The following is a 24,474-nucleotide window of genomic DNA, read 5'->3' as shown; positions in this document are numbered from 1 at the left end:
CCCCCCGCGGCCCGTGGGCCCGCCCGTCCTCACGCGAGGCTGTCCCGCCAGGCCCGGTGCAGATCCGCGAACCGGCCCGTGCCGGAGATCAGTGCGTCCGGCGGGCCGTCCTCCACGATCCGGCCGTGCTCCATGACCAGCACCCGGTCCGCGATCTCCACGGTCGACAGCCGGTGCGCGATCACCACCGCCGTACGGTCCTTCAGCACCGTCGTCATCGCCCGCTGCACCGCACGCTCGCCGGGCACGTCCAGCGAACTGGTCGCCTCGTCCAGGATCAGCACCGCCGGATCCGCGAGCAACGCCCGTGCGAACGCCACCAGTTGCCGCTGACCGGCGGAGATGCGGCCACCGCGCTTGCGGACGTCGGTGTCGTAGCCGTCCGGCAGCGCGGCGATGAAGTCGTGGGCGCCGATCGCCTTCGCGGCCCGCTCGATCTCCTCCCGCGTCGCCTCCGGCCGGCCGATCGCGATGTTGTCGGCGACCGTGCCGGAGAACAGGAACGCCTCCTGCGTCACCATCACCACCCCGCGCCGCAGCTCGGGCACCGCCAGGTCGCGCAGGTCGACGCCGTCGAGCAGGACCCGCCCGTCGGTGGGGTCGTAGAACCGGGCGAGCAGCTTGGCCAGCGTCGACTTGCCCGCGCCGGTCGACCCCACGACGGCGACCGTCTGCCCGGCCGGGAGCGTCAGGGCGAATCGGGGCAGCACCTCGCCGCCGGTGCGGTAGCCGAAGCTCACCGCGTCGAAGACCACCTCGCGGCCGGGGTGTTCGGAGACCGCCGGGGGCAGCTCCTTCGGCGCGGCCGGTTCGGGCACCGAGGGCGTCTGGGCCAGCAGCCCGGCGATCTTCTCCAGGGAGGCGGCCGCCGACTGGTACGAGTTGAGGAACATGCCGAGCCGGTCGATCGGGTCGTACAGCCGCCGCAGGTACAGCACCGACGCCGCCAGCACACCGAGCGCCAGCGTGCCGCCCGCGACCCGGTAGGCGCCCCACAGCACGATGCCCGCGACCGCCGTGTTGGCGACCAGCCGGGACCCGACGACGTAACGGGCCATCTCCAGGAGGGCGTCGCCGTTGGTCCGCTCGTGGCGCCGGTTCAGGACCGCGAAGTCGGCGTCGTTGGCGGCCTCCCGGCGGAAGGCGCGCACCGGACGGATGCCGTTCATCGTCTCGACGAACTTCACGATCACCGCGGCGATCGCCGTGGACCGGTGCCGGTACACCCGCTCGGCGCGCCGCTGGTACAGCCGCACCAGCGCGTACAGCGGGACGAACGAGGCCACCGCGACCGCGCCCAGACCGAGGTCAAGCCAGAGCAGCAGGGCCGCGATGTAGACGAAGGAGAGGATGACCGTCACCAGCTCCTGGAGCCCCTCGTCGAGCAGTTCGCGCAGGGACTCCACGTCCGTGGTGGAGCGGGAGATGAGCCGGCCCGAGGTGTAGCGCTCGTGGAAGTCGACGCTCAGCGCCTGCGCGTGCCGGAAGATCCGCCCGCGCAGGTCGAGGAGGACGTCCTGGCTGACCCGGGCGGCCGCCGCGATGAACGCGTACTGGAGGCCGCCCGCCGCCAGCGAGCACAGCAGGAAGCCGGCGCCGACCGCGACCAGCGGTCCGTGGTCGTCGTCCCGCAGCGCCGGCACAGCGCGGTCGATGGCGTACGCCACCAGCAGCGGGCCCGCCTGCACCGCCGCCTGCTGGAGCAGCAGCAGGACGGTGGTCAGGGCGACGCGGGCCTTCAGGGGCGCCAGCAGGGAGCGCAGCAGGCTGCCGGTCGCGCCGGGCGGGCTGGGCAGGACGTCCTGGTCGAACAGGTCGGCGTCCGCTCCTGCGCCCCTCCCGGCCGGGTCCACGCCGTCCGGCTGTTCCCGGTTCGGCGCGGTGGCCGTGGGCGCGGTCATCGGGCGTCCTCCTTCTGGAGTCCCCCGGGAGCGTCGGGCACCTCGTGCCCGTCGAGCCCGGACATCAGGTGGGCGTACTCGGCGTTGCCGCGCAGCAGTTCGTGATGGGTGCCGACGGCCGCGATACGGCCACCGGAGAGCAGGGCGACGCGGTCGGCGAGCATGACGGTGGAGGGGCGGTGGGCCACGATCAGGGCGGTGGTGTCCGCGAGGACGTCGCGCAGGGCGGCCTCCACGGCGGCCTCGGTGTGCACGTCGAGCGCCGACAGCGGGTCGTCCAGGACGAGGAACCTCGGTCTGCCGACCACGGCCCGGGCGAGCGCGAGGCGCTGGCGCTGGCCGCCGGAGAGGCTGAGGCCCTGCTCGCCGACCTGGGTGCCGGTGCCCTGGGGGAGCGCGTGCGCGAAGTCGGCCTGCGCGACCGACAGCGCCCGGCCCAGCTCCTCGTCGCCGGCGCCGTCGCCCGCGCCCATCAGCACGTTCTCGCCGACGGTGGCCGAGAAGAGGGTGGGCTCCTCGAAGGCCACGGCGACCATCGAGCGCAGCTCCTCGCGGGACAGCGCGGTGATGTCCTCGCCGTCCAGCGTGATCCGTCCGCCGGTCACCTCGTGCAGGCGCGGCACGAGCGCGGTCAGCGTCGTCTTTCCGCTGCCGGTGGCGCCGACCAGGGCCATGGACTCACCGGGGCGGATGTGCAGGTCGACGTCCGTCAGGAGGGGCGGGGAGCCGGGAGCCGCGTCGGGGTACCGGAACCGGACGTTCTCGAACCGCAGGCCGTCGGCCCGCTCGGCCGCGGGCGGTCGTGCCGCGGTGGGGGCGGCGTCGCCCCGCGTCTCGGCCTCGGCGTCCATCACCTCGAAGTACCGGTCCGTGGCCGTCGCCGCCTCCTGGCTCATCGCCAGCAGGAAGCCGATGGACTCCACCGGCCACCGCAGGGCCAGCGCGGTGGACAGGAAGGCCACCAGCGTCCCCGCCGACAGCGACCCGTCCGCCACCTGCACCGACCCGACCACCAGCGCCGCCCCGATCGCGACCTCCGGCAGGACGACGATGACGGCCCAGATGGACGCCAGCAGCCGTGCCTTGCGCAGCTCCGTGCCCCGCAGCGTGTGGGACAGCTCGTGGAAGGCGCGGGCCTGGCTGCGGTGCCGGCCGAACCCCTTGATGATCCGGATGCCGAGCACGCTCTCCTCGACCACGGTCGTCAGATCCCCGACCTGGTCCTGCGCGCGCCGCGCCACCGCCGAGTACTTCTTCTCGAAGATCCCGCAGGTGATCATCACCGGGATGGCGGGCCCCAGGACGACCAGTCCGAGCGTCCAGTCCTGGACCAGCATGATGCCCACGCCGACCAGAATCGTCACGCCGTTGACCAGCAGGAACGTCAACGGGAAGGCGAGGAACATGCGGAGCAGCATCAGGTCGGTCGTCCCGCGCGAGAGCAACTGCCCCGAGGCCCAGCGATCGTGGAAGGCCACCGGCAGGCGTTGCAGGTGCCGGTACAGGTCCGCGCGCATCCCCGCCTCGACCCCCGCCAGCGGCCGGGCCACCAGCCACCGCCGGAACCCGAACAGCAGCGCCTCCGCCAGCCCGAGGAGCAGCAGGTACAGCGCCCCGAGCCACACCCCCGCCGGATCGCGGTCGGCGACCGGCCCGTCCACCATCCACTTCAGGACGAGCGGGATCACCAGCCCCACGCAGGAGGCGAGGACAGCTATCACCGCGGCGGTCCCCAACCGCGCGCGCACCGGCCGCACGTAGGGCCACAGCCGCAGCAGGGCACGAACGGTGGAACGCGGCCCGGTGGCGTCCGGGGCGGCGTCCGGGGCGAGATCCGTGGCGGGGGAAGGTTTCGTGGACATCAGCAGCGAGCCTACGGTTTGCCACTGGCACTGCCCACCGGGTTTTCGCGCCCGCCCGGGGTCGTACGGAAGCCTCGCCGGGGTCGTACCGGCGCATCAACCGATCGGCTGATGCGCCTTCGAGCGCGTCGGCCGATGTGCCGGGCCCCGGCCCGCCGGGACGCTGGTGCCATGCCCGTCATCGAAGTCACCGACCTGCGCAAGTCCTACGGCGGCCGCCCCGTCGTCGACGGTGTCTCCTTCGCCGTCGAGGAGGGCGAGATCTTCGGCGTCCTCGGCCCCAACGGCGCCGGCAAGACCACCACCGTGGAGTGCGTCGAGGGACTGCGCGTCCCCGACGCGGGCCGGGTCCGGGTCACCGGCCTCGACCCCGTCGCCGACCACCGGCGGGTGGCCGAGCTCCTCGGCGCCCAGCTCCAGCAGAGCGAGATCCAGCCCAAGCTCACCGTCCGCGAGGCCCTGGAGCTGTACGCCGCCTTCTACCCGAAGCCTGCCGACTGGCGTCCGCTCGCCGAGCGGCTCGACCTCGGCCCGATGCTGAACACCCGCTTCGCCAAGCTCTCCGGTGGCCAGAAGCAGCGCCTGTTCATCGCGCTCGCGCTGGTCGGCGACCCCCGCGTCGTCGTCCTGGACGAGCTGACCACCGGCCTCGACCCGCGTGCCCGCCGGGAGACCTGGCGGCTGATCGAGGACATCCGCGCGGGCGGCGTCACCGTCCTGCTGGTGACCCACTTCATGGAGGAGGCCCAGCGCCTGTGCGACCGGATCGCGGTGATCGACCGGGGCCGTGTCGTCGCGCTGGACACCCCGGCCGGACTGATCCGGCGCTCGGCGGGCGCCACCGTCATCAGCTTCACCCCGTCCGCGCCGCTGGACGAGGCGGACCTGCGGGCCCTGCCCGAACTCGCCTCCGTCGAATTCAGGGACGGCCGCGTCACCCTGTCCGGCACCGACGAAACCGTCAACGCCGTCGTCACCCTGCTCGCCCGCACCCGCGTCACCGCCCACCAGCTCCGGGTCACCGACACCACGCTGGACGACGCCTTCCTGGACCTCACGGAGGCCACCGCATGACCACCGACGTCTTCGACACCGCCGTACTGAGGACCGAGCTGCGCCTGTTCCGACGTGAACCCGGCGCCCTGTTCTGGATGCTGGTGTTCCCGACGCTGCTGCTGGTGATCCTCGGTTCCATCCCGTCCTTCCGCGAGGCCGACGCCTCCTTCGGCGGGCTGCGCCCGGTCGACGCCTACGTGCCGGTGGCCGTGCTGCTCGGTCTGACCGTCGGCGGTCTCCAGGGCATGCCGCAGGTCCTCACCGGCTACCGCGAGCGCGGCATCCTGCGCCGGATGTCCGCCACCCCGGTCCGTCCGGCGGCGCTGCTGTCCGCGCAGATGGTGGTGTGCGGCGCGGCCGCCCTGGTCTCGGCGCTGCTCGCGCTCGCGGTCGGACGACTCGTCTTCGACGTGGGCCTGCCCGAGCAGCCCCTCGGCTACCTCCTGGCGCTGCTCCTCGCCGTGTCGGCCGCGCTCTCCCTGGGCGCCGTGCTCTCGGCGCTCTCCCGCACCACGAAGATCGCCGGTGCGCTCGGGTCGGCCGCGCTCTTCCCGGCGATGTTCTGCGCGGGTGTGTGGCTGCCGGTGCAGGCCATGCCGGACCTGCTGGCCCGCGTCGTCGGCTGGACCCCCTTCGGCGCCGCCGCGCAGGCCCTCAACGAGGCCGCCGCCGGAGACTGGCCCGGCTGGTCGCACCTGGCGGTGCTGGTGGCCTGGACGGTGCTGCTCACGGCGGCGGCCTCGCGCTGGTTCCGCTGGGAATGAACATGCCGATGGCCGACACTGGCCCGATGACCGAAGCGGGCACCGTCGAGCGCCAGTGGACCGCGTTCCACCAGTGGGGGCCGTACGGCCTGCTCGCCGTCGGCACGGCCGTCGCCGCGGCCGCCTCCGACCTGGTCGGCATGACCGCGCCCGAGTGGTACCTGGCGGCCGCCCTGATCGCGGTCGCGGTCGGCACGCAGCTGTGGTGGACGAGAACGGCCCGCAGCCGCCCCGGGCCGGACCTGGCGAGCGGGTGCCTCTACTTCACGCGCTGCGCCGTGGCCTTCGTCCTGGTCTGGCTCAACCCGCTCTTCGGCTTCTACGCCTACGCCGGCTACTTCGGAGGGGACCGGCTCCTGCCGCCCCGGCTGCTCAGGGCGGGGCTCTTCCTGACGGCGGTGACGATCGCGGGCTCGCAGTCGGGCGGGATGCCGCCGGACGACACCACGGGGTGGATGCTGTTCGGCGCGATCCTCGCGGTCAACGTCGTACTCCTCGTGGTGTTCGCCCGCCTGGCCGAGAGGGAGGAGGCCCGCAGCCGCGCCCGGGTCCGGACCATCGCGGAACTGGAGCGCACCAACACCGCGCTCCAGCAGGCCCTCGACGAGAACGCCGCCCTTCACGCCCAGCTCCTCGTCCAGGCCCGGGAGGCCGGCGTCGCCGACGAGCGCAGACGGCTGGCCGCCGAGATCCACGACACCCTCGCCCAGGGCCTGACCGGCATCATCGCCCAACTCCAGGTCGTGGCGGCCGCCCCGGACCGGGACCTCGGCCGCGAGCACCTGGACCGGGCCCTCGCCCTGGCCCGGCACAGCCTCGGCGAGGCCCGTAGCTCCGTGCACAACCTGTCGCCGGTCGCGCTGGCCGACGCGGGGCTGCCGGTCGCGTTGAAGAAGACGGTGACGGAGTGGGGCGAACGCACCGGCGTCCGGGCCGCCTTCACCGTCACCGGCACCGCCGAGCACCTCCACGACGAGGTCGCCGCGACGCTCCTGCGCATCGCCCAGGAGGCCCTGTCCAACACCGCCCGGCACGCCGCCGCCGACCGGGTGGGCGTCACCCTCTCCTACATGGGCGACGAGGTCACCCTCGACATCCGCGACGACGGCCGGGGCTTCGACCCGCTGACCCCGTGTGAGCGCACCCCCGGCGGCGGCTTCGGCCTCGACGGCATGCGGGCCCGCGCCGAGCGCATTGCCGGTTCGCTCACGGTGGAGGCGGAACCGGAGCACGGCACGGCCGTCTCCGCTCGCGTACCGTTGGTACGCCATGACCGATGACGCCCCGCCCCGCGACGTGACGACCGGAGACGTGACCACCGAAGGCGCCGTGATCACCCTCCTCGTCGTCGACGACCACCCCGTGGTCCGCGACGGCCTGCGCGGCATGTTCGAGTCCGCGTCGGGCTTCCGCGTCCTGGGCGAGGCGGCGAGTGGTGTCGAGGCGCTGGCCCGGGCCGCCGTGCTCGACCCCGACGTGATCCTCATGGACCTGCGGATGCCGGGCGGTTCGGGCGTGGACGCCATCCGGGAGCTGACCCGGCGCGGTGCCCGGGCCCGGGTGCTCGTACTCACCACGTACGACACCGACTCCGACACCCTGCCCGCGATCGAGGCCGGTGCGACCGGCTACCTCCTCAAGGACGCGCCCCGCGACGAGCTGTTCACCGCGGTCCGGGCGGCGGCCGAGGGACGCACGGTCCTCTCCCCGGCGGTCGCCTCCCGGCTGGTCTCCGCCGTCCGCACCCCGAAGGCCCCCGGCGGCGAGCCCCTCTCCGCCCGCGAACGCGAGGTCCTGGTCCTGGTCGCGCGCGGCACCTCCAACAAGGAGATCGCCCGGGAGCTGTTCATCAGCGAGGCGACCGTCAAGACCCACCTCACCCACCTGTACGGCAAACTCGGCGTGAGCGACCGGGCCGCGGCCGTCGCGACGGCCTACGAACGGCGCATCCTCGGCTGACCGGCCGCCACTCGCCCCGTCCCGCGCTCACCCCGCCCGCAGCAGCAGCACCGTCCGCCCCGGCACCGTGATCTCCGCCCCCGCCGGATACGCGGCGTCAGGCGCCTCGCCCTGCTCCTCCCGGCCGGTGTCGACGACCACCTCGTACCGCTCCGCCCACGGGGCGCCCGGCAGGACGAAGCCGGCCGGCTCCTCGCCCGCGTGCAGGACGGCCAGGAAGCTGTCGTCGACGATGGGGTCGCCGCGCTCGTCCCGCCCCGGGATGTCCCGCCCGGACAGGTACATCCCGAGCGTGGCGGCGGGGGCGTACCAGTCCCGTTCCGTCATCTCCGTGCCCCGGGCGGTGAACCAGGCCAGGTCGCGCAGGCCGTCCGCGGAGTGCGCGCGGCCGGAGAAGAAGGCCCGGCGGCGCAGCACGGGGTGCCGGTGGCGCAGGGCGATCAGGCGGGAGGCCAGCTCGAACAGGGGGCGCCACTCCGGGTCCTCCAGCAGGCTCCAGTCCACCCAGCTGATCTCGTTGTCCTGGCAGTAGGCGTTGTTGCCGCCGCGCTGGGTGCGGCCCATCTCGTCGCCCGCGACCAGCATCGGCACCCCGGTCGACAGCAGCAGCGTGGTCAGCAGGTTGCGCAGCTGGCGCCGCCGCAGCGCCCGTACCTCCGCGTCCTGCGTCTCCCCCTCCGTACCGCAGTTCCAGGACCGGTTGTCGTCCGTGCCGTCCCGGTTGCCCTCGCCGTTCGCCTCGTTGTGCTTGCGCTCGTAGCTCACCAGGTCCCGCAGCGTGAAGCCGTCGTGCGCGGTGACGAAGTTGACCGACGCGTACGGCCTGCGCCCGCCCCACGCGTACAGGTCGCTGGAGCCCGACAGGCGGTAGCCCATCTCCCGCACGTCCGGCAGCGCGTGCCGCCAGAAGTCCCGCACCGCGTTGCGGTAGCGGTCGTTCCACTCCGTCCACAGCGGCGGGAAGGCGCCCACCTGGTAGCCGCCCGAGCCGACGTCCCACGGCTCGGCGATCAGCTTCACCCGGCGCAGCACCGGGTCCTGCGCGATCACCGCGAGGAACGGGGAGAGCATGTCGACGTCGTGCATCGAGCGGGCCAGCGCCGCCGCCAGGTCGAAGCGGAAGCCGTCCACGCCCATCTCCGTCACCCAGTACCGCAGCGAGTCGGTGATCAGGCGCAGGACGTGCGGCTGGACGACGTGCAGCGTGTTGCCGCAGCCCGTGTAGTCGGCGTACCGGCGGGCGTCGGCCTGGAGGCGGTAGTAGCCGCGGTTGTCGATGCCCTTCAGGGAGAGCGTCGGGCCCAGCTCGCCGGCCTCCGCCGTGTGGTTGTAGACCACGTCGAGGATCACCTCGATGCCCGCGGCGTGCAGCGCCCGAACCATCCGCCGGAACTCGCCGACCTGCTCACCGGTGGTGCCGGAGGCGGCGTAGGCGGCGTGCGGGGCGAAGTAGCCGATCGAGTTGTAGCCCCAGTAGTTCTTCAGCCCGCGGTCCAGCAGATGGCTCTCGTGCGCGAACTGGTGCACCGGCAGCAGCTCCACCGCCGTCACGCCCAGCCGCGTCAGATGCTCGATCGCCGCCGGGTGCGCGAGGCCCGCGTACGTGCCGCGCAGCTCCTCGGGGATGCCCGGGTGCAGCTTGGTGAAGCCGCGCACGTGCAGCTCGTAGATGACCGAGTCCGCCCACGGCGTCTTCGGCCGCCGGTCGTACGTCCACTCGTCGTCGGGACCGCCGTCGTCGACCACCACACCCTTCGGGACGTACGGCGCCGAGTCCCGCTCGTCGCGCACGGTGTCCGCCACCCGCTGCTCCGGCCAGTCCCGAACGTGCCCGTACACCTGCGGCGGCAGCCCGAAGTCGCCGTCCACGGCGCGCGCGTACGGGTCGAGCAGCAGCTTCGCCGGATTCCAGCGGGCACCGGTCCACGGATCCCAGCGGCCGTGCACCCGAAAGCCGTAACGCTGCCCCGGCAGGACGCCCGGCACGAAACCGTGCCAGATCTCGTGGGTCAGCTCGGTCAGCCGCACCCGGCGCTCCCCGCTCCCGGGCCCCGGCCCGTCGAACAGGCACAGCTCCACCGCTTCCGCCCCGCCCGCCCACAGCGCGAAGTTCGTCCCCGCCACCTGGCCGGGGCCGGTCCGGAAGCGTGCGCCCAGCGGCACCGGGGTGCCCGGCCAGGCCGGCACGGTGGGCGGCGGTGCGGCGCGCCGGGCGCCGTTGACCACGACGGAGGGGCGCGCGTCGTCGGCGGCCCGATTCCCGGCCACCGCCTCCTGCTCGGCTGCGCTGGACACCTGTCAGCCTCCCACGGCTCATGGAACGACGTCCGGCAAGAGGGCGTGCGGCGTCCCGGCCGCTGCTCCCCGTCGCGTCGTCCTCCCCACAGTTCTGCCCACCGGTTGGCTCGCACTCACGTTTCCCCGGGGCGGGCCGGTCGTTACGGGTGGATGTGAGGCACGTACATGGGCGCGCACGGCGCGCGGGGGCCGCTCTGGCCGCCGTACTGACATGGGCAGGACTGCTGGCCGGGGCCGCCGGATGCACCTCGGACGGCGGCGGCATCGGCGGCGTGTTCGGCAAGCCACCCGCCGCCGAGGACGTCATCCGCGTCACCCCGGACGACGGGAGCAAGGCCGTCCGGCCGGAGAAGAAGCTGTCGGTGCGGGTGCCCGACGGACGGCTGGAGTCGGTGAAGGTCGTCAGGTCGCAGGACGCGCAGGAGACACCGGTGCCCGGCCGGATCTCCGACGACGGCCTCAGCTGGCGCCCCCACGACGACCGGCTCGCCCTCGCCGCGAAGTACACGGTCGACGCCGTCGCCCTGGACGGCGGCGGGCACCGCTCGGCCCGGCACACCACCTTCACCACCTACGTCCCCGAAGAGCGCTTCATCGCGTACGTCGCGCCCGAGAACCGCTCGGTCGTCGGCACCGGAATGATCGTCTCGCTGGAGTTCAACCGGGAGATCAAAGACCGGGCCGCCGTCGAACGGGCCGTCTCGGTGACCGCGAAGCCCGCCGTCGAGGTCCGGCCCCACTGGTTCGGCAAGGAACGCCTCGACTTCCGCCCCGAGGAGTACTGGAAGCCCGGCACCGAGGTCACCGTCGACCTCGACCTCCGCGACGTCGAGGGCGCGCCCGGCACCTACGGGCTCCAGCACAAGAAGGTCTCCTTCACCGTCGGCCGCAGCCAGGTCTCGCGGGTCGACGCGTCCGGCCGGACCATGGAGGTGCGCCGCGACGGCTCGCTGCTGGCCACCGTGCCGATCACCGCGGGGGCGCCCTCCACCCCCACGTACAACGGCAGGATGGTGATCACCGAGATGCTCGACGTCACCCGCATGAACAGCCGCACGGTCGGCTTCGGCGGCGAGTACGACATCCCGGACGTCCCGCACGCCATCCGCCTGACCAGTTCCGGCACCTTCCTGCACGGCAACTACTGGGCGCCCGAGGACACGTTCGGCCGGGCCAACGTCAGCCACGGCTGCATCGGGCTCCGCGACGACAAGGGCGGCGGCTCCGACACCCCCGGGGGCTGGTTCTTCGACCGCAGCCTCGTCGGCGACGTCGTCGAGGTGGTCAACAGCAAGGACAAGACGGTCGCCCCGGACAACGGACTCGGCGGGTGGAACATGGGCTGGAAGAAGTGGAAGGCCGGCAGCGCCGTGAAGTGATCCCGTCACCCCGTCGCCCCTGCGTCAACTCGGTACGGAACGGTGACATTTCACCAGTCCCCTGTCCCCCTGGCCTGCGGTTACGATGCGCCGGTGCGCGCGGGCGCACAGGGGTGCGGGCCGGACCGGGCCCGGCGAGGGGAGACAAGTTGAACGTGCGTCCGATATCGGGGGCGGTGCTCGCCGTGCTGATGCTGGCGGTCACCGCGTGCGGCGGGGGCGGATCGGGCTCGGGGGGCGGTGCCGGGAACGGCGAGAACGCCAAGGACGGGGGCTCCACCGCGGCACAGAGCAAGCAGTCCGAGGCCGTCGTCACCATCGCGCCGAAGAACGGGGCCAAGGCCGTCGACACCAGCGGCGCGCTCAAGGTCGCGGCCGCCGAGGGCAAGCTCACCGAGGTCGTGGTCAAGGACGCCGACGGCGCGAAGGTCGACGGGAAGATATCCGGGGACGGCGCCACCTGGACGCCGTCCACCCACCTGGCCGCCTCCACCACGTACACCGTGCACGCGGTCGCCAAGGACGCCGAGGGGCGTTCGGCGGCCGAGGACTCCCGCTTCACCACGCTGACGCCCGAGAACACCTTCATCGGCACCTTCACGCCGGAGGACGGTTCGAAGGTCGGCGTCGGCATGCCGTTCTCGATCCGCTTCACCCGGGGCATCACCAACCCCGAGGAGGTCGAGAAGGCCATCCGCATCAAGACCGAGCCGGCCGTGGAGGTCGCGGGCCACTGGTTCGGCAACGACCGCCTCGACTTCCGGCCCGAGAAGTACTGGAAGCCCGGCACCAAGGTCACCGTCGACCTCAACCTCGACGGCGTCGAGGGCCGCGAGGACGTCTACGGCGAGCAGGCCAAGACCGTCTCCTTCACCGTCGGCCGCAGCCAGGTCTCCGTCGTCGACGCCAAGAAGCACACCATGAAGGTCGTCCGGGACGGCAAGACGATCAGAACCGTCCCGGTCACCACCGGCTCGCCCGGCTACGAGACCTGGAACGGCCAGATGGTCATCACCGAGCGGCTCGCGGTGACCCGGATGAACGGCGAGACGGTCGGCTACGGCGGCGAGTACGACATCAAGGACGTCCCGCACGCCATGCGCCTGTCCACCTCCGGCACCTTCATCCACGGCAACTACTGGGGCGGCGACGCCTTCGGCAACCGCAACGCCAGCCACGGCTGCATCGGGCTGCGCGACGTGCGCGGCGGCTGGGACGAGAAGGCGCCGGCCGCGTGGTTCTTCGAGAACTCGATGATCGGCGACGTGGTCGTGGTGAAGAACTCAGAGGACGCGACCATCGCCCCGGACAACGGCCTCAACGGCTGGAACATGTCCTGGGAGAAGTGGAAGGCGTAAGCCCCGTAAGGGGCGCGGGGAACTGCGCGAGCAGCCCACCACGGGCCGTAAGCCGACAAACACCCGCGCCCCCACGGCGCGTGAACGCCCGCTAACCTGCGGAGCATGACCGTGAATCTGGAAGTCGCCGAAGGCGTCGGCACGCTGCGCCTGGACCGCCCGCCCATGAACGCCCTGGACGTCGCCACGCAGGACCGGCTCAAGGAACTCGCCGAGGAGGCCACCCGCCGCGACGACGTGCGCGCCGTGGTGATCTACGGCGGCGAGAAGGTGTTCGCGGCGGGCGCGGACATCAAGGAGATGCAGGCGATGGACCACGCGGCGATGATCGCGCGCGCCCGTGCCCTGCAGGACTCCTTCACCGCGGTGGCCCGCATCCCCAAGCCGGTGGTCGCGGCCGTGACCGGCTACGCGCTGGGCGGCGGCTGCGAACTCGCGCTCTGCGCCGACTTCCGCATCGCCGGGGAGAACGCCAAGCTGGGCCAGCCCGAGATCCTGCTCGGCCTGATCCCGGGCGCCGGCGGCACCCAGCGGCTCTCCCGGCTGGTCGGCCCCTCCCGGGCCAAGGACCTCATCTTCACCGGCCGGCAGGTGAAGGCCGACGAGGCGCTGACGCTCGGCCTGGTCGACCGCGTGGTCCCGGCCGGTGAGGTCTACGCGCAGGCGCACGCCTGGGCCGCGCGGCTGGCCAAGGGGCCGGCCATCGCGCTGCGCGCGGCGAAGGAGGCCGTCGACACGGGCCTGGAGACGGACATCGAGACCGGCCTCGCCGTCGAACGCAACTGGTTCGCCGGTCTGTTCGCCACCGAGGACCGCGAACGAGGCATGCGCAGCTTCGTGGAGGAGGGTCCCGGGAAGGCGAAGTTCGGCTGACAGGCTTGCAATTGACGCGATGTCTGATCCGGGTCCCTCGATGGGGCGGTTTATGGCAGCCTTAACGCACCATTAAGCGTGTCGTGTCGAGGGAGGCCGCCGCTTGTCTCCGGCCGAGTCGTCCGCCCAGGTCAGTGCGGCCTTTCCCGCTGTCGAGCTGCCTCCGGCATATGCCGATCGGCCTCCGTCGGGCCACGCCCGCGCGGGGGTGTATTCCCCGGGAACGGCCCCGGAGGCCCCCGGGGGCGGCCATGATGGGGGCATGGCGGGGCTGGAGGGTACGGAACAGCCGCGGGGAGCCGGACGTGCGACCGCGGCGCGCTGGTCGCCGGCGGTGGAGGACGAACGCGCGCACCAGGCGCTGGAGCTGTTCGGCAACCCCACGGAGCACGAGGTTCCGTTACCGTCCCGCCCCGAGTCCGCCGCCACCGCCCGCCGGCTCGCCCAGGTGGTGGCGCTGCGTCAGTGGCAGCTCGGCCCCAAGGTCACCGAGGACACCGTCCTGCTCGTCTCGGAGCTGGTCGGCAACGCCGTCCGGCACACCGGCGCACGGGTGTTCGGCCTCCACATGCGCCGACGCCCCGGCTGGATCCGCGTCGAGGTCCGCGACCCCTCCCGGGGGCTGCCCTGTCTGATGCCGGTGCAGGAGACGGACATCAGCGGGCGGGGCCTCTTCCTCGTGGACAAGCTGTCCGACCGCTGGGGCGTCGACCTGCTGCCGCGCGGCAAGACCACGTGGTTCGAGATGCGGGTCGTGGACCGGTGAGTGGTCATCTGCCGCCGTTAGCAACCCCGTTCGCCGGACACGCCACCTACGGGTGAGAATGCGGAACGCGCTGCTCCGGTAACGGGATCGTGGACCTCATGATCACCACTCGTCTGCGCCGCAGGGCCGCCGCCGCCGTCCTGTCGCTCGCCGCCGTCTTCGCCACCTCGGCCGCCACCGTCCCCGGCTCGGCCGCCACCGCGACGGCGCCCGCCAAGGCCGCACCGGCCTGCCCCCAGTTCGACGACAAGACCAAGGCCGCCGCCGACCGCGGCGTCGACGTCGACCGCATCACCCCCAAGCCGGTCTGGCGCACCACCTGCGGCACCCTCTACCGCAGCGACAGCCGGGGCCCGCAGGTCGTCTTCGAGGAGGGCTTCCACGCCAAGGACGTGTACAACGGCCAGTACGACGTCGAGAAGTACGTCCTGGTCAACCAGCCCTCGCCGTACGTCTCGACGAGCTACGACCACGACCTGTACAAGACCTGGTACAAGTCCGGCTACAACTACTACATCGACGCCCCCGGCGGCATCGACGTCAACAAGACCATCGGCGACAAGCACAAGTGGGCCGACCAGGTCGAGGTCGCCTTCCCCGGCGGCATCCAGCGGCAGTACATCATCGGGGTGTGTCCGGTGGACCGGCAGACCAAGACCGAGATCATGAGCGACTGCGAGAGCAACCCGCACTACCGGCCCTGGCACTGACGCCCCGGCGCGGGCAGATATTCTGACCCGCGACAGATTCGTCCACGGGGCGAGCAGAGCAGCACAGCCGAGCAGGAATGAGGGGCGGACCGGTGGCGGACATCGAGGAAGCACGCAGGCAGTTCGACCGCATCGACACGGACGGTGACGGCTACATCACCGCCGCCGAGTTCAAGAAGGCGCTCGCCCAGGGCGGCGACTGGAACGTCACCGAGTCGGTGGCCGAGGCGATCATCGCCAACCGCGACCTCGACGGCGACAAGCTGATGTCGTTCGAGGAGTTCTGGGCCCCCCTGAACAAGTCCTGAACCCGCGACACCCGCACGTCGGGGGCGCCTTCCGGCCGGGCCGGGGCGCCCCCGACGCGTACCCGCGGTTGCTGCGGTGGAGTGAAGCCGGGCCGGCACCGGAATAGGCCGCCCGGGGCCGGGGTTGACCGGCTCGTCGGTGCGGTCCGCGCGCCGTCGACCCGGAACACGATCCCCGAAGGGCCAGGCGACTCGGCATCATGAAGATCGGCATCATCGGTGCGGGCAACATCGGCGGCAACCTCACCCGGCGGCTGACCGCCCTCGGGCACGACGTCTCCGTGGCCAATTCGCGGGGACCCGAGACACTCGCCGCACTGGCCGAGGAGACCGGTGCCACGCCGGTCCTGGCCACGGAGGCCGCGCGCGGCGCCGAGGTGGTGGTCGTCACGGTTCCGCTGAAGGCGGTCCCTGACCTGCCGTCGGGCCTGTTCGACGGGGCGGCCGACGGCGTGGCGGTCATCGACACCGGCAACTACTACCCGCAGCGGGACGGCAGAATCGCCGGCATCGAGGACGAGGGGCTCACCGAGAGCCGCTGGACCGAGAGCCACCTGGGGCATCCGGTGATCAAGGCGTTCAACGGCACCTACGCCCAGGACATCCTCGACCGCCCCCGCCCGGCCGGCGCCCCCGACCGCCTCGCACTGCCGGTCTCCGGTGACGACGGGGCGGCCAAGTCGAAGGTCCGCACCCTGATCGACCAGCTCGGCTTCGACACCGTGGACGCCGGAGGCATCGACGACTCCTGGCGCCAGCAGCCCGGCACCCCGGTGTACGGCCTGCGCGAGGGTGTCGACGGCGTCACCAAGGCGCTGGCCGAGGCGTCCCCGGAGCGCCCGGCGGACTTCCGGGGCTGACCTCTCAGGCGCTCTGGGCCCACTCCTTGAGCGCCGTCTTGCTCGCGAAGTCCGCGACGTTGGTGTCGACCGGGTCGTCCGTGTACTGGTGGAAGCGCCAGTCCGCCTGGATGCGCGGCTTGCCCGCCGTCACGTAGTCGGCGATCCAGAGGCCGTCTCCGGCGTACGAGGTCGTGTCGACGTTGAGCCAGAAGTTCCTATTGCAATACAAAATGACCCGATTGTCCGGCCGCAGTGCCCGCACCTTCCGGATGAAGCTGTCCTTCTCCGCGTTGCTCGCATGGGTGCCCTCGCCCGTCGTCTCCCAGTCGACGGCGAGGATGTCGCCCTTGCGGTCGGGGGCCTTGGAGACGAAGTACGAGGCCTGGGCGTCGAGGTTGCCCGGCCACAGGAAGTGGTAGAAGCCGACGACGAGTCCGGCGTCGCGGCCGCGCTCCGTCTGCGCCGCGAGCTTCGGGTTGACGTATGTGCGGCCCTCCGTCGCCTTGACGAAGACGAAGGAGAGGCCGTCCGTGCCGTAACTGGACGACTGGTACGCGCTGACATCGATGCCGCGCAGCATGGGACCTCCCTGAGGGGCTGTGGGGGAACGGGAGTTGATTGTTCCCCACCATCGCACGGGTGATCCCCACCCCGAAGAGGAAACGTCGACTTCGCTTGCCCTGGGCGCTGTTGACGCGCGTAGCCCCGTACCGCACGCTGGTCCGGTCCATGTTCGGCTCGACGGTCGGGAGGCCGGGATGTTCAGACGCGCGTCACGCCTGCTGCTCTCATTTGTCATGCTCATGGCTGGAGCGGCGGTGGGTGTGGGAGCCACCGCCACCGCCGCCCAGGCGGACTCCTGCTACACCTGGAACCGCACCCTCTCCCAGGGATCCTCCGGCGGTGACGTGACCCAGCTCCAGATCAGGGTCGCGGGCTGGGTCACCTCGGGGGAGCGGCTCTCCTACGACGGCCAGTACGGCGCCCGCACCACCGCCGCCGTGAAGAAGTTCCAGTCCGCCTACGGACTGGCCGCGGACGGCGTCGCCGGGCCGGCCACCTTCAACAAGATCTACTCGCTCCAGGACGCGGACTGCACCCCGGTGCACTTCAGTTACGCGGAACTCAACAAGTGCAACTCCGACTGGTCCGGCGGCGCGGTCTCCGCGGCCACCGCCAAGGCGAACGCGCTGAAGACGATGTGGAAGCTGGAGGCGATGCGGCACGCCCTCGGGGACGTGCCGATCACCATCTCCAGCGGCTTCCGCTCCCGCGCCTGCAACAACGCCGTCGGCGGCGCGGCCACCAGCCGGCACCTCTACGGCGACGCGGCCGACCTCACCGGATCCCCCAGCTTCTGCCGCCTGGCGCAGCAGTCCAGGACCCACGGCTTCTCGGAGATCCTCGGCCCGGGCTACCCCGGCCACAACGACCACACCCACGTGGCCTTCGACCCCTCGCCGTACTGGTCGGCGCCGAGCTGCGGCATCTGACGGGCCGGGGCCGGGCCCGTCAGCAGGCACGGCGTGCGGTCACGGTCGGCCCCGGCACCCGCCCGATACCCTCTCGGGGTGACGCAGCAACGCACGCGCGACGAACGACGGCCCGCGAACGACGGGCGCAAGGCCGCCGCCCGCAACCGGGCCGCGCTGATCGCCGCCGCTCGGGAGATCTACGCCGACTCCGGACTGAACGCCCCGCTGTCCGCGATCGCGCGTCGGGCCGGCGTCGGCCAAGGGGTGCTGTACCGGCACTTCCCCGACCGGGCCGCCGTGGCGACGGCGGTCCTGGACGAGAACGTGCGGCAGATCGAGCAGGCCGCGGCGGAGCCGGGAGCGGACATCGTCGGAGTCCTGGGTGTCCTGACGTGGCACCAGACGCAGTCGGCGGCCTTCATCAGCTTGCTGCACGCGGACAGGGCGGGTGAGGTGTCCGCGGTCCCGGAGTACGCCTCCGCCCTGTCCGCGCGGGTCGAGCGGGCCCTGCGTGCACACCTGCCGGCCGGACATCGGCTGGGCGGCGAGCGGGAGGACCTCATGGTCGCCGTCGCGATGGTCTCCGGTGCCGTCACCGGCCCCACCCGTGAGCACAGGGAGCGCCGGGCGCTGGCGGCCTGGCGGCTGCTCGGTGTCGAGGTGGGTGCGGTGCGGCCCTACGAGGGGTGACCGGCGGCGCGTTCAGCCGCCGTTGGACTGCCGTACGCCCCGCCCCAGTGCCTCGAAGGCGTACAGGTAGCCGCCGGCGGGACCGCTGACGGTGAGGTAGGCCTTGGTCCCTCCGGGTGTGATCGCCACATTGGTCGCGGACTGGAGGCCGGCGGCGGCGCGGGCGGGGACCTCGACGGTCGCCAGACGTTCACCGTGCGGGCTGTACACGGCCATCGCGGGGCGGCCGTGCAGGGCCTGGTAGAGGTTGCCGTCCGCGTCCACGGCGATCGAGTCGGTCTGGGCGACGCCGGCGTCGACCCGGATGGCGGTGTGCCGCGAGGCGACACGGCCCCCGTCGTCCAGGAGAAGGTAGGAGATCCGGTTCTCCGTCAGCTCGCTGAACCACAGTCCGCGGTACCGCGCGTCGAACGAGATCCCGTTCGGCGCCGCCAGCCCGGCCGCCAGCACGGTGGCGTTCTTCCCGGTCCGGTCGATGCGCACCACGCGGCCCTTCGCCTCCCCCTCGGACATGCCGCGGGAGTCGCTGACGTACAGGTTTCCCTCCCGGTCGAAGGCGAGGTCGTCGGGGTTCATCGGGGCGCCGTCGACCTCGCCGGAGAAGAAGGTGCGCGGGTCGCCGCCGTCCGGGGCCAGGCTGACGATGTCGCCGTGGGAGAAGTCCGTCAGGTAGGTCCGTCCGTCGTACGGGCTGAACTGCGCTGACGTGTAGGTGCCGCGGTCGTCGGTGTGGACGGCGTGCGACGTCTTGCGGTGGACGTCGACGCGCAGCACCTTGGGCTCGCCGGCGGGGGCGGTGACGTCGACGACGAGCAGGTCGCCGTTCTCGTCGAAGGTGGGTCCCTCCAGCAGGGTCATGCCGGTCTCCTCGTGGGCCTGCGTCAGCCGCACGACCTTCTCCGCGCGGACGGTCCTGCCCTCGCCGGTCGCGGCCGGCGTGTCCGCGGCCGGGCCCCTGCCGGTGGCGGTGCCGCACCCGGTGAGGGCCAGCAGGCCGGCCGCGGCGAGCGCGGTCAGGGATCGGATCGGGCGTCGTCGCATGGGGTCACTCTTCCTGTCCGGGGGATGCGGAAGCTGTCTCGATCGCAACCGGACAACACTGTCCGGTACTTGCTACGGTAGTGCATGCCTGCTCAAGTCCGTTGCTCCTGCGCACACTTCACGGACGGAGCGGGCGTCTGGCAGTGAACCGGAAGGATCGAGGCCCCCCACATGACGAACACCGACGCGCTGTCCCCCGACGCGCTGGCCGCGCTGAGGCGGCGCTACCGCCTCGAACGGGAACATCGGGTAAGGCCCGACGGCGCCCGGCAGTACCTCGCCGCTGAGGCCCGTTTCGGCTACTACGCCGAGGACCCCTACGCGGACGCGGCGACCGGGCGGGAGCCGCTGCGGGACACCGTGGACGTCGTGGTCGTCGGCGGCGGCTTCGGCGGCATCCTCGCGGGCGCGCGGCTGCGTCAGCAGGGCGTCGGCCGCATCCGGGTCGTCGAGAAGGGCGGCGACTTCGGAGGCACCTGGTACTGGAACCGGTACCCGGGCATCCACTGCGACGTCGAGTCGCACGTGTACCTGCCGATGCTGGACGAGACCGGGTACGTGCCGGAGTGGAAGTACGCGCCCGGCGAGGAGATCCGCCGGCACGCGGTGCGGACGGCCGAGAAGTTCGACCTCCGCGCCGACGCGTTGTTCTCCACGGCGGTGACGTCCCTGACCTGGGACGACACCTGTGATGCGTGGACCGTCGCGACCGACCGGGGCGACGAGTTCCGCGCGACGTACGTCGTCACGGCCACCGGCACCCTGACCGAGCTCAAGTTGCCCGGCATCCCCGGGATCGAGGAGTTCGAGGGCCACACCTTCCACACGTCGCGCTGGGACTACGCGTACACGGGAGGGACCCCGCAGGGCGGTCTGACCCGTCTCGCGGGCAAGCGGGTGGGGGTCGTGGGCACCGGCGCCACCGGTGTCCAGGTCGTCCCCAAGCTGGCCGAGGACGCCGGACACCTCTACGTCTTCCAGCGCACGCCGTCCACGGTGGACGTCCGCGGCAACCGGCGCACCACCGCTCGGGACGTCGGCGCCGACCGGGACGGCTGGGCGCGGGAACGCCGGGACAACTTCCTGGGCATCGTCTCCGGCGAGGACGTCGACGACGACCTCGTGGCGGACCGGTGGACCTCGTCGGCCGGCCTCCTGGAGAAGCTCCTGCCGAGTTTCCGGCGGCACGGGGACCCGGTGGCCTTCGAGGCGGCCTACGAGGCCGCGGACGCCGCGAAGATGAACGAGATCCGGGCCCGGGTCGAGCAGGTCGTCGCCGACCCGGACACGGCCGAGCTGCTCAAGCCCTGGTACCGGTACGCCTGCAAGCGGCCCACCTTCTCCGACCTGTACCTCCAGGCCTTCAACCGGGACAACGTCACCCTGGTCGACACCGCCGACACGCAGGGCATCGAGCGGATGACCGCACGGGGTGTGGTGGTCGGCGACACCGAGTACGCCCTCGACTGCCTGATCTTCGCGACCGGATTCTCCGTCGGGAACTCCGGCGTGCACTCCGGCCGACTGCCCGTGTACGGCAGGGGCGGGGTCGCGCTGCGGGACGCCTGGCGGGAGCGGGGGCCGCGCACGCTGCACGGGTTCACGAGCAACGGCTTCCCGAACCTGATCCAACTGGGGGGCGTCCAGGGTGCAGCCAGCGTCAACTTCACCCACGTGCTCGACGAACACGCCGTGCACGCGGCGGCGTTGGTGGCCGCCGCCGAGGACCGGGGTGCGGTGATCGAGCCGTCCCGCGAGGCCGAGGACGCCTGGCTCGCGGTGCTGGCCGAGCACGCCCCGGACCACGAGTGGTTCCACGCCGAGTGCACCCCCGGCTACTACAACGGCGAGGGGCGCGGCCGGCCCAACGGCCCGAACGCCTACCCGCACGGCGCGTTCGCCTTCCACGAGCTCTTGAAGGCGTGGCGCGAGACGTCGGTGGACGAGGTCCTCACGCCCGGCGGGCGGGCGCGGACCTGAGCGTCCGTTGCGGCCAGGGACGCCGGAGGCCGTCAACGGGCCTCCGGCGGAGTGCGTTGACGGGAGCCCGGCTCGAAGCCCGTCAGACGGCGGACCAGCCGTCGTCGACCGGCAGGATCGCGCCGTTGATGTTGCTCGCGGCGTCCGAGGCGAGGAACAGGATCACGGCCGCCTGCTCCTCCGGCTGCGACACCCGGCCGAGGTTGACGAAGTGCGGGCCGATCGCCGACGGGCCGTGTGCCGTCGCATCGGCTTGCACTCCGATCGCGGTCGCCGTGCCGCCCGGGCAGATCGCGTTGGACCGGATGCCGTTGTTGCGGTACATCACCGCCAGCGACTTCGTCAGCCCCACCACGCCGTGCTTGGACGCCGTGTACGCGGCACCCGCCGCGCTGCCGCGCAGGGCTGCCTCGGACGCGGTGTTCACTATGGCGCCCCGGCCCGCGGCCAGCATGTGCGGCAGGACGGCGCGGGTGAGCAGGAAGGGGGCGGTGAGGTTGACCCGGATGAGCCGTTCCCATTCGGCGTCGCTCACGTCGGCCAGGGCCGACATGCTGTCCATGATCCCCGCGTTGTTCACCAGGACGTCCACGCCGCCGAACCGCTCGACGGCCGTCGCCGTGACGCGGTCCACCACGCTCTGCTCACTCAGGTCGCCCGTGACGGCCACCGCGGTGCCGCCCGACCGCTCGATCTCCTCGACGGTCGCCGCGGCCCCGCCGGCGTTGAGGTCGGCCACCACGACACGGTCGCCCTGGCCGGCGAAGGCGAGGGCGGCCGCGCGGCCGATGCCCGATCCGGCTCCGGTGACGATCACGCCGCGTCCGTTCGGATGGCCGATGTCGGCGGTGTCGCCGTTCATGAAGTGCTCCGTCCACTGAGGTGCCTGTCGGTGCGGTGCGACGCCGCGCCACCGCACCGGCATCCTAGCTCCTTTGTGTCGCTGAGTGACAGAAAGTCGTGGCGCCCGGAACCGGGAGGGAGAATGGACGCGGCATCGACGACCACAGGGGCCGGAGGAAAGATGACCGCAGCCAGCGGACGGACCGGACGGCCGCCGTTGACCGAGGAACGGAAGAGCGCCATCCGGCTGGAGATCGCCAGGGCGGCGGTCGACCTGTTCGTGGCCCAAGGTGTGGCCGCGACCACCGGAGAGCAGATCGGACGGGCGGTCGGGGTCTCGGCCCGCACCGTCTGGCGCTACTTCCCCACCAAGGAGAGCTGCGTACGGCCACTGCTGGCGACCGGCGTCGACACGATCGCCGAGGCCCTGCTCCACTGGGAACGCGGACGCCCCCTGCCGGACGCCTTCGGCGAGTTGTGGGCCGGCGACGCCGCGCTGCCCGGCCCCGACGTCGGCGCCCTGCTCCGCCTGGCCCGGACCGAGGCGGGATTGCGCGCGGTCTGGCTGCAGACCCACGACGAGGCCGAGCCCGTCTTCGCGCGGGCCCTCGCCGAGCGGGCCGGGCTCCCCGCCGGCGACCTGCGGCCGGCCGTCTGGGCCGCCATGCTCAACGCCGCCCTGCGCGCGGCGGTCGAGCACCACGCCTTTCGCCCGGCCGGGCCGGGCGCCGACGCCGCGACCGCGCGGGCGGACCTGGCGAGGGCCGTGCGGACCGCGCTCGCCGTCGCGGCGGCCGGAATCGTCTGACACGGCGGCCACAGGCGACCACGGCGGCTGAGGCCGTCCATGCGGCGTTCACGCTGGGTGCCCACAGCTGCTTCGGCAGGACCGGCAGGACTCGGGCGATCCCGTTCGGGGCGGTCGCGGCGTGGACGAGCATGATGCCCCGGCCGTTGGCCGCGTAGAACCCGACTGCGGAGTGGACGAGTTCGTCGAGCAGGCGTGCGGCGTCCCGCGGTTCGGTGGCCGCCCGCAGGCTCCCGGCCGCTGTCCACCACCGGGGGTCTTCGGCGAGGCGGGCGAAGTAGGTGCGCATGCTGCCCGGGCCGCCGGCCAGGCGGGGTACGAGGCCGAGGGCCGCGGCCGGTGTGGCGGTTCCCGTGCGTGGGCCCGACTGCGGCGCGGTGCGCCGGCCGGCGGCCCAGTAGGCCAGTCCGCGTGCCACTTCCCCGACCGGGCCGCCGTGGCGACGGCGGTCCTGGACGAGAACGTGCGGCAGATCGAGCAGGCAGCGGCGGAGCAGGGAGCGGACATCGCCGCCGTTGGACTGCCGTACGCCCCGCCCCAGTGCCTCGAAGGCGTACAGGTTGCCGCCGGCGGGACCGCTGACGGTGTGACCGTGCGGGACCCCTGGGTGGAGCCCTGGGCCTGGTTGACGCGGCTCGGACGGCGGTGGCCGACGACGGCGGCTCGGCGCCCGCGACGCTCTTCGTGCCGGGGGGAGGTGCCTTCACGGGAGGACGATGTCGCGGCCGTCCCCGCCGTCGAGGGTGTCCTTTCCGGTGCCGCCGCAGACGAGGTCGTCGCCGTCCTCCCCGTGCAGCATGTCGTCGCCGGGGCCGCCGAGGACACTGTCGCGGCCGTCCCCGCCCATGACGTGGTCGTCGCCAGAGCCGGCGTACACGGTGTCGTCACCGCCGTAGCCCTCGATCATGTCGTCGCCCGGGCCGCCCCACATCCGCTGGTCGCCGTCGTCCCCCATGAGGTGGTCCATGCCGTCGCCGCCGTGCAGGGTGGCGGGGCCCATGACCGTGTCGTCACCCGCGCCGCCCAGCACCGTACGTGCGGTGTGGGCGTGCAGTTCGTCGTCGCCGGGGCCGCCGCTGACGGTGTTGACCCCGGGGGTGAAGGCGGCGATCGTGTCGTCGCCGTCGCCGAGGAAGGCGTCGATCCGGTCGGGCCGGGGGCTGTCGGCGGGCAGTTTGCAGACGACGGAGGTGGTGTCCTCGGCTCTGGCGTACGCGCAGTGGTCGCCCGGTTCGAGCGGGACCACGTCCCTGATGCCGATCCGCTTGATCCCTTCGCTGGTGTACATGGAGAAGACGTTGAGGTCGTTGGCCTGCCCCGGGGCGGCGGTGAAGAGGATCGACTGGGTTGTCCAGTCGGCTCCGACGCGGGCCTTGGCCTCGGTGGCGGTGGCGGCTCCCGCCGGGCCGACGGCGAGGCCGGCGGTGAGCAGCGCCACGGCGACCGCGCTGACGGCGGCACGGTTTCGGTTCATGAGCCCTCATCTCGGGGAGTGAAGTGGGACCGACCCGCTTGGCGTGGTGCTGCCGGGGACCGGGTGAACACGGTGGTGAAGGCAGTC

The 24,474-nt window shown here is 72.5% G+C and carries 21 protein-coding genes and 2 pseudogenes; 16 read left to right on the top strand and 7 right to left on the bottom strand.

The annotated features are described in order from the left end of the window. Window positions 1–29: 29 nt before the first annotated feature. Both DMH12_RS00365 and DMH12_RS00360 read right to left on the bottom strand, forming a co-directional pair. Window positions 30–1,901 carry an ABC transporter ATP-binding protein gene (locus tag DMH12_RS00365; protein WP_125489471.1) on the bottom strand — a complete coding sequence of 624 codons (1,872 nt, stop codon included), beginning with the start codon at window positions 1,899–1,901 and terminating at the stop codon, window positions 30–32. Continuing rightward, window positions 1,898–3,763: an ABC transporter ATP-binding protein gene (locus DMH12_RS00360; RefSeq protein ID WP_125489470.1), complete on the bottom strand. Its 1,866-nt coding sequence runs from the start codon at window positions 3,761–3,763 to the stop codon at window positions 1,898–1,900. Before DMH12_RS00360 ends, DMH12_RS00365 begins: the two co-directional genes overlap by 4 nt. Window positions 3,764–3,934: 171 nt before the next feature. On the opposite strand from DMH12_RS00360, the gene DMH12_RS00355 reads away from it, so the two are divergent. From DMH12_RS00355 to DMH12_RS00340, 4 genes are read left to right on the top strand one after another with little or no spacing between them, the layout of a single operon-like run. Then, window positions 3,935–4,837, top strand: a complete 903-nt coding sequence (locus tag DMH12_RS00355; protein WP_185832069.1) for an ABC transporter ATP-binding protein — start codon at window positions 3,935–3,937, stop codon at window positions 4,835–4,837. After that, window positions 4,834–5,583, top strand: a complete 750-nt coding sequence (locus DMH12_RS00350) for an ABC transporter permease (RefSeq protein WP_125489469.1) — start codon at window positions 4,834–4,836, stop codon at window positions 5,581–5,583. The genes DMH12_RS00355 and DMH12_RS00350 overlap by 4 nt, the downstream gene beginning before the upstream one ends. Before the next feature lie 26 nt (window positions 5,584–5,609). Beyond that, window positions 5,610–6,863, top strand: a complete 1,254-nt coding sequence (locus DMH12_RS00345) for a sensor histidine kinase (RefSeq protein WP_185832068.1) — start codon at window positions 5,610–5,612, stop codon at window positions 6,861–6,863. Beyond that, entirely contained in the window at window positions 6,853–7,542 is a 690-nt protein-coding gene (locus DMH12_RS00340; RefSeq protein ID WP_125489467.1) for a response regulator transcription factor, read from the top strand. Before DMH12_RS00345 ends, DMH12_RS00340 begins: the two co-directional genes overlap by 11 nt. A 27-nt stretch (window positions 7,543–7,569) precedes the next feature. Here the strand turns inward: DMH12_RS00340 and glgX are convergent, their stop codons facing one another. Continuing rightward, window positions 7,570–9,837 carry a glycogen debranching protein GlgX gene (gene glgX / locus DMH12_RS00335; protein ID WP_125489466.1) on the bottom strand — a complete coding sequence of 756 codons (2,268 nt, stop codon included), beginning with the start codon at window positions 9,835–9,837 and terminating at the stop codon, window positions 7,570–7,572. Between the two features lie 155 nt (window positions 9,838–9,992). Here glgX and DMH12_RS00330 point away from each other — a divergent pair, with 155 nt between their 5' ends. From DMH12_RS00330 to DMH12_RS00300, 7 genes and pseudogenes are all read left to right on the top strand, one after another. Next, window positions 9,993–11,219, top strand: a complete 1,227-nt coding sequence (locus DMH12_RS00330; RefSeq protein WP_125489465.1) for an Ig-like domain-containing protein — start codon at window positions 9,993–9,995, stop codon at window positions 11,217–11,219. A gap of 149 nt (window positions 11,220–11,368) precedes the next feature. Next, the gene (locus tag DMH12_RS00325; protein WP_125489464.1) at window positions 11,369–12,577 is read left to right on the top strand and encodes an Ig-like domain-containing protein; all 1,209 of its coding nucleotides are present in this window, start codon (window positions 11,369–11,371) and stop codon (window positions 12,575–12,577) included. Between the two features lie 105 nt (window positions 12,578–12,682). Next, window positions 12,683–13,450 carry an enoyl-CoA hydratase/isomerase family protein gene (locus DMH12_RS00320; RefSeq protein WP_125489463.1) on the top strand — a complete coding sequence of 256 codons (768 nt, stop codon included), beginning with the start codon at window positions 12,683–12,685 and terminating at the stop codon, window positions 13,448–13,450. Window positions 13,451–13,712: 262 nt separating this feature from the next. Beyond that, window positions 13,713–14,216: an ATP-binding protein gene (locus DMH12_RS00315; RefSeq protein ID WP_163015966.1), complete on the top strand. Its 504-nt coding sequence runs from the start codon at window positions 13,713–13,715 to the stop codon at window positions 14,214–14,216. Window positions 14,217–14,314: 98 nt separating this feature from the next. Further along, entirely contained in the window at window positions 14,315–14,926 is a 612-nt protein-coding gene (locus DMH12_RS00310; RefSeq protein WP_125489461.1) for an ADP-ribosyltransferase, read from the top strand. Window positions 14,927–15,018: 92 nt separating this feature from the next. Then, complete coding sequence (locus tag DMH12_RS00305) at window positions 15,019–15,234, top strand: EF-hand domain-containing protein (RefSeq protein WP_064729931.1); 216 nt, start codon at window positions 15,019–15,021, stop codon at window positions 15,232–15,234. 188 nt (window positions 15,235–15,422) lie between these two features. Further along, a pseudogene (locus DMH12_RS00300) lies at window positions 15,423–16,094 on the top strand (NADPH-dependent F420 reductase); the annotation flags it as partial. 4 nt (window positions 16,095–16,098) lie between these two features. Here DMH12_RS00300 and DMH12_RS00295 read toward each other — a convergent pair. After that, entirely contained in the window at window positions 16,099–16,656 is a 558-nt protein-coding gene (locus tag DMH12_RS00295; RefSeq protein ID WP_122617579.1) for a glycoside hydrolase family 25 protein, read from the bottom strand. A gap of 178 nt (window positions 16,657–16,834) precedes the next feature. Between DMH12_RS00295 and DMH12_RS00290 the strand changes: the two genes are divergently transcribed. Both DMH12_RS00290 and DMH12_RS00285 read left to right on the top strand, forming a co-directional pair. Next, on the top strand, window positions 16,835–17,569 hold the full coding sequence (locus DMH12_RS00290; protein ID WP_125489459.1) for a D-Ala-D-Ala carboxypeptidase family metallohydrolase: 735 nt from the start codon (window positions 16,835–16,837) through the stop codon (window positions 17,567–17,569). Window positions 17,570–17,647: 78 nt separating this feature from the next. Then, window positions 17,648–18,241 carry a TetR/AcrR family transcriptional regulator gene (locus DMH12_RS00285; protein WP_125489458.1) on the top strand — a complete coding sequence of 198 codons (594 nt, stop codon included), beginning with the start codon at window positions 17,648–17,650 and terminating at the stop codon, window positions 18,239–18,241. A 12-nt stretch (window positions 18,242–18,253) separates the two neighbouring features. On the opposite strand, the gene DMH12_RS00280 is transcribed toward DMH12_RS00285, so the two are convergent. After that, a complete protein-coding gene (locus DMH12_RS00280) occupies window positions 18,254–19,282 on the bottom strand; it encodes an SMP-30/gluconolactonase/LRE family protein (protein ID WP_125489457.1) in 1,029 nt (342 codons plus the stop codon). Window positions 19,283–19,453: 171 nt separating this feature from the next. Between DMH12_RS00280 and DMH12_RS00275 the strand changes: the two genes are divergently transcribed. Further along, window positions 19,454–21,262, top strand: a complete 1,809-nt coding sequence (locus tag DMH12_RS00275; protein WP_125489456.1) for an NAD(P)/FAD-dependent oxidoreductase — start codon at window positions 19,454–19,456, stop codon at window positions 21,260–21,262. Window positions 21,263–21,344: 82 nt separating this feature from the next. On the opposite strand, the gene DMH12_RS00270 is transcribed toward DMH12_RS00275, so the two are convergent. Then, complete coding sequence (locus DMH12_RS00270) at window positions 21,345–22,124, bottom strand: SDR family NAD(P)-dependent oxidoreductase (protein WP_125489455.1); 780 nt, start codon at window positions 22,122–22,124, stop codon at window positions 21,345–21,347. Window positions 22,125–22,286: 162 nt separating this feature from the next. Between DMH12_RS00270 and DMH12_RS00265 the strand changes: the two genes are divergently transcribed. Next, window positions 22,287–22,913, top strand: coding sequence for a TetR/AcrR family transcriptional regulator (locus tag DMH12_RS00265; RefSeq protein WP_125489454.1), 627 nt, complete (start codon window positions 22,287–22,289; stop codon window positions 22,911–22,913). 397 nt (window positions 22,914–23,310) lie between these two features. Beyond that, window positions 23,311–23,430, top strand: a pseudogene (locus tag DMH12_RS39525) (TetR/AcrR family transcriptional regulator); the annotation flags it as partial. A gap of 186 nt (window positions 23,431–23,616) precedes the next feature. Here DMH12_RS39525 and DMH12_RS00255 read toward each other — a convergent pair. Next, the gene (locus DMH12_RS00255; protein WP_125489453.1) at window positions 23,617–24,387 is read right to left on the bottom strand and encodes a calcium-binding protein; all 771 of its coding nucleotides are present in this window, start codon (window positions 24,385–24,387) and stop codon (window positions 23,617–23,619) included. Between the last annotated feature and the right edge of the window lie 87 nt (window positions 24,388–24,474).

Origin of the sequence: Streptomyces sp. WAC 04229 (assembly GCF_003947455.1) — a bacterium.
In the GTDB taxonomy this organism is placed as follows: domain Bacteria; phylum Actinomycetota; class Actinomycetes; order Streptomycetales; family Streptomycetaceae; genus Streptomyces.
The sequence above is the reverse complement of the archived record's forward strand: the minus strand, read 5'-3'. Positions and strand labels throughout refer to the sequence as shown.

What these genes read in the sequence shown, in the direction of transcription:
- DMH12_RS00310 (WP_125489461.1), top strand. Translation starts at nt 14,315, where the DNA reads ATGATCACCACTCGTCTGCGCCGCAGGGCCGCCGCCGCCGTCCTGTCG.
- DMH12_RS00350 (WP_125489469.1), top strand. Translation starts at nt 4,834, where the DNA reads ATGACCACCGACGTCTTCGACACCGCCGTACTGAGGACCGAGCTGCGC.
- DMH12_RS00315 (WP_163015966.1), top strand. Translation starts at nt 13,713, where the DNA reads ATGGCGGGGCTGGAGGGTACGGAACAGCCGCGGGGAGCCGGACGTGCG.
- DMH12_RS00270 (WP_125489455.1), bottom strand. Translation starts at nt 22,124, where the DNA reads ATGAACGGCGACACCGCCGACATCGGCCATCCGAACGGACGCGGCGTG.
- DMH12_RS00320 (WP_125489463.1), top strand. Translation starts at nt 12,683, where the DNA reads ATGACCGTGAATCTGGAAGTCGCCGAAGGCGTCGGCACGCTGCGCCTG.
- DMH12_RS00295 (WP_122617579.1), bottom strand. Translation starts at nt 16,656, where the DNA reads ATGCTGCGCGGCATCGATGTCAGCGCGTACCAGTCGTCCAGTTACGGC.
- DMH12_RS00290 (WP_125489459.1), top strand. Translation starts at nt 16,835, where the DNA reads ATGTTCAGACGCGCGTCACGCCTGCTGCTCTCATTTGTCATGCTCATG.
- DMH12_RS00360 (WP_125489470.1), bottom strand. Translation starts at nt 3,763, where the DNA reads ATGTCCACGAAACCTTCCCCCGCCACGGATCTCGCCCCGGACGCCGCC.
- DMH12_RS00265 (WP_125489454.1), top strand. Translation starts at nt 22,287, where the DNA reads ATGACCGCAGCCAGCGGACGGACCGGACGGCCGCCGTTGACCGAGGAA.
- DMH12_RS00355 (WP_185832069.1), top strand. Translation starts at nt 3,935, where the DNA reads ATGCCCGTCATCGAAGTCACCGACCTGCGCAAGTCCTACGGCGGCCGC.
- DMH12_RS00255 (WP_125489453.1), bottom strand. Translation starts at nt 24,387, where the DNA reads ATGAACCGAAACCGTGCCGCCGTCAGCGCGGTCGCCGTGGCGCTGCTC.
- DMH12_RS00280 (WP_125489457.1), bottom strand. Translation starts at nt 19,282, where the DNA reads ATGCGACGACGCCCGATCCGATCCCTGACCGCGCTCGCCGCGGCCGGC.
- DMH12_RS00340 (WP_125489467.1), top strand. Translation starts at nt 6,853, where the DNA reads ATGACCGATGACGCCCCGCCCCGCGACGTGACGACCGGAGACGTGACC.
- DMH12_RS00365 (WP_125489471.1), bottom strand. Translation starts at nt 1,901, where the DNA reads ATGACCGCGCCCACGGCCACCGCGCCGAACCGGGAACAGCCGGACGGC.
- DMH12_RS00345 (WP_185832068.1), top strand. Translation starts at nt 5,610, where the DNA reads ATGACCGAAGCGGGCACCGTCGAGCGCCAGTGGACCGCGTTCCACCAG.
- DMH12_RS00275 (WP_125489456.1), top strand. Translation starts at nt 19,454, where the DNA reads ATGACGAACACCGACGCGCTGTCCCCCGACGCGCTGGCCGCGCTGAGG.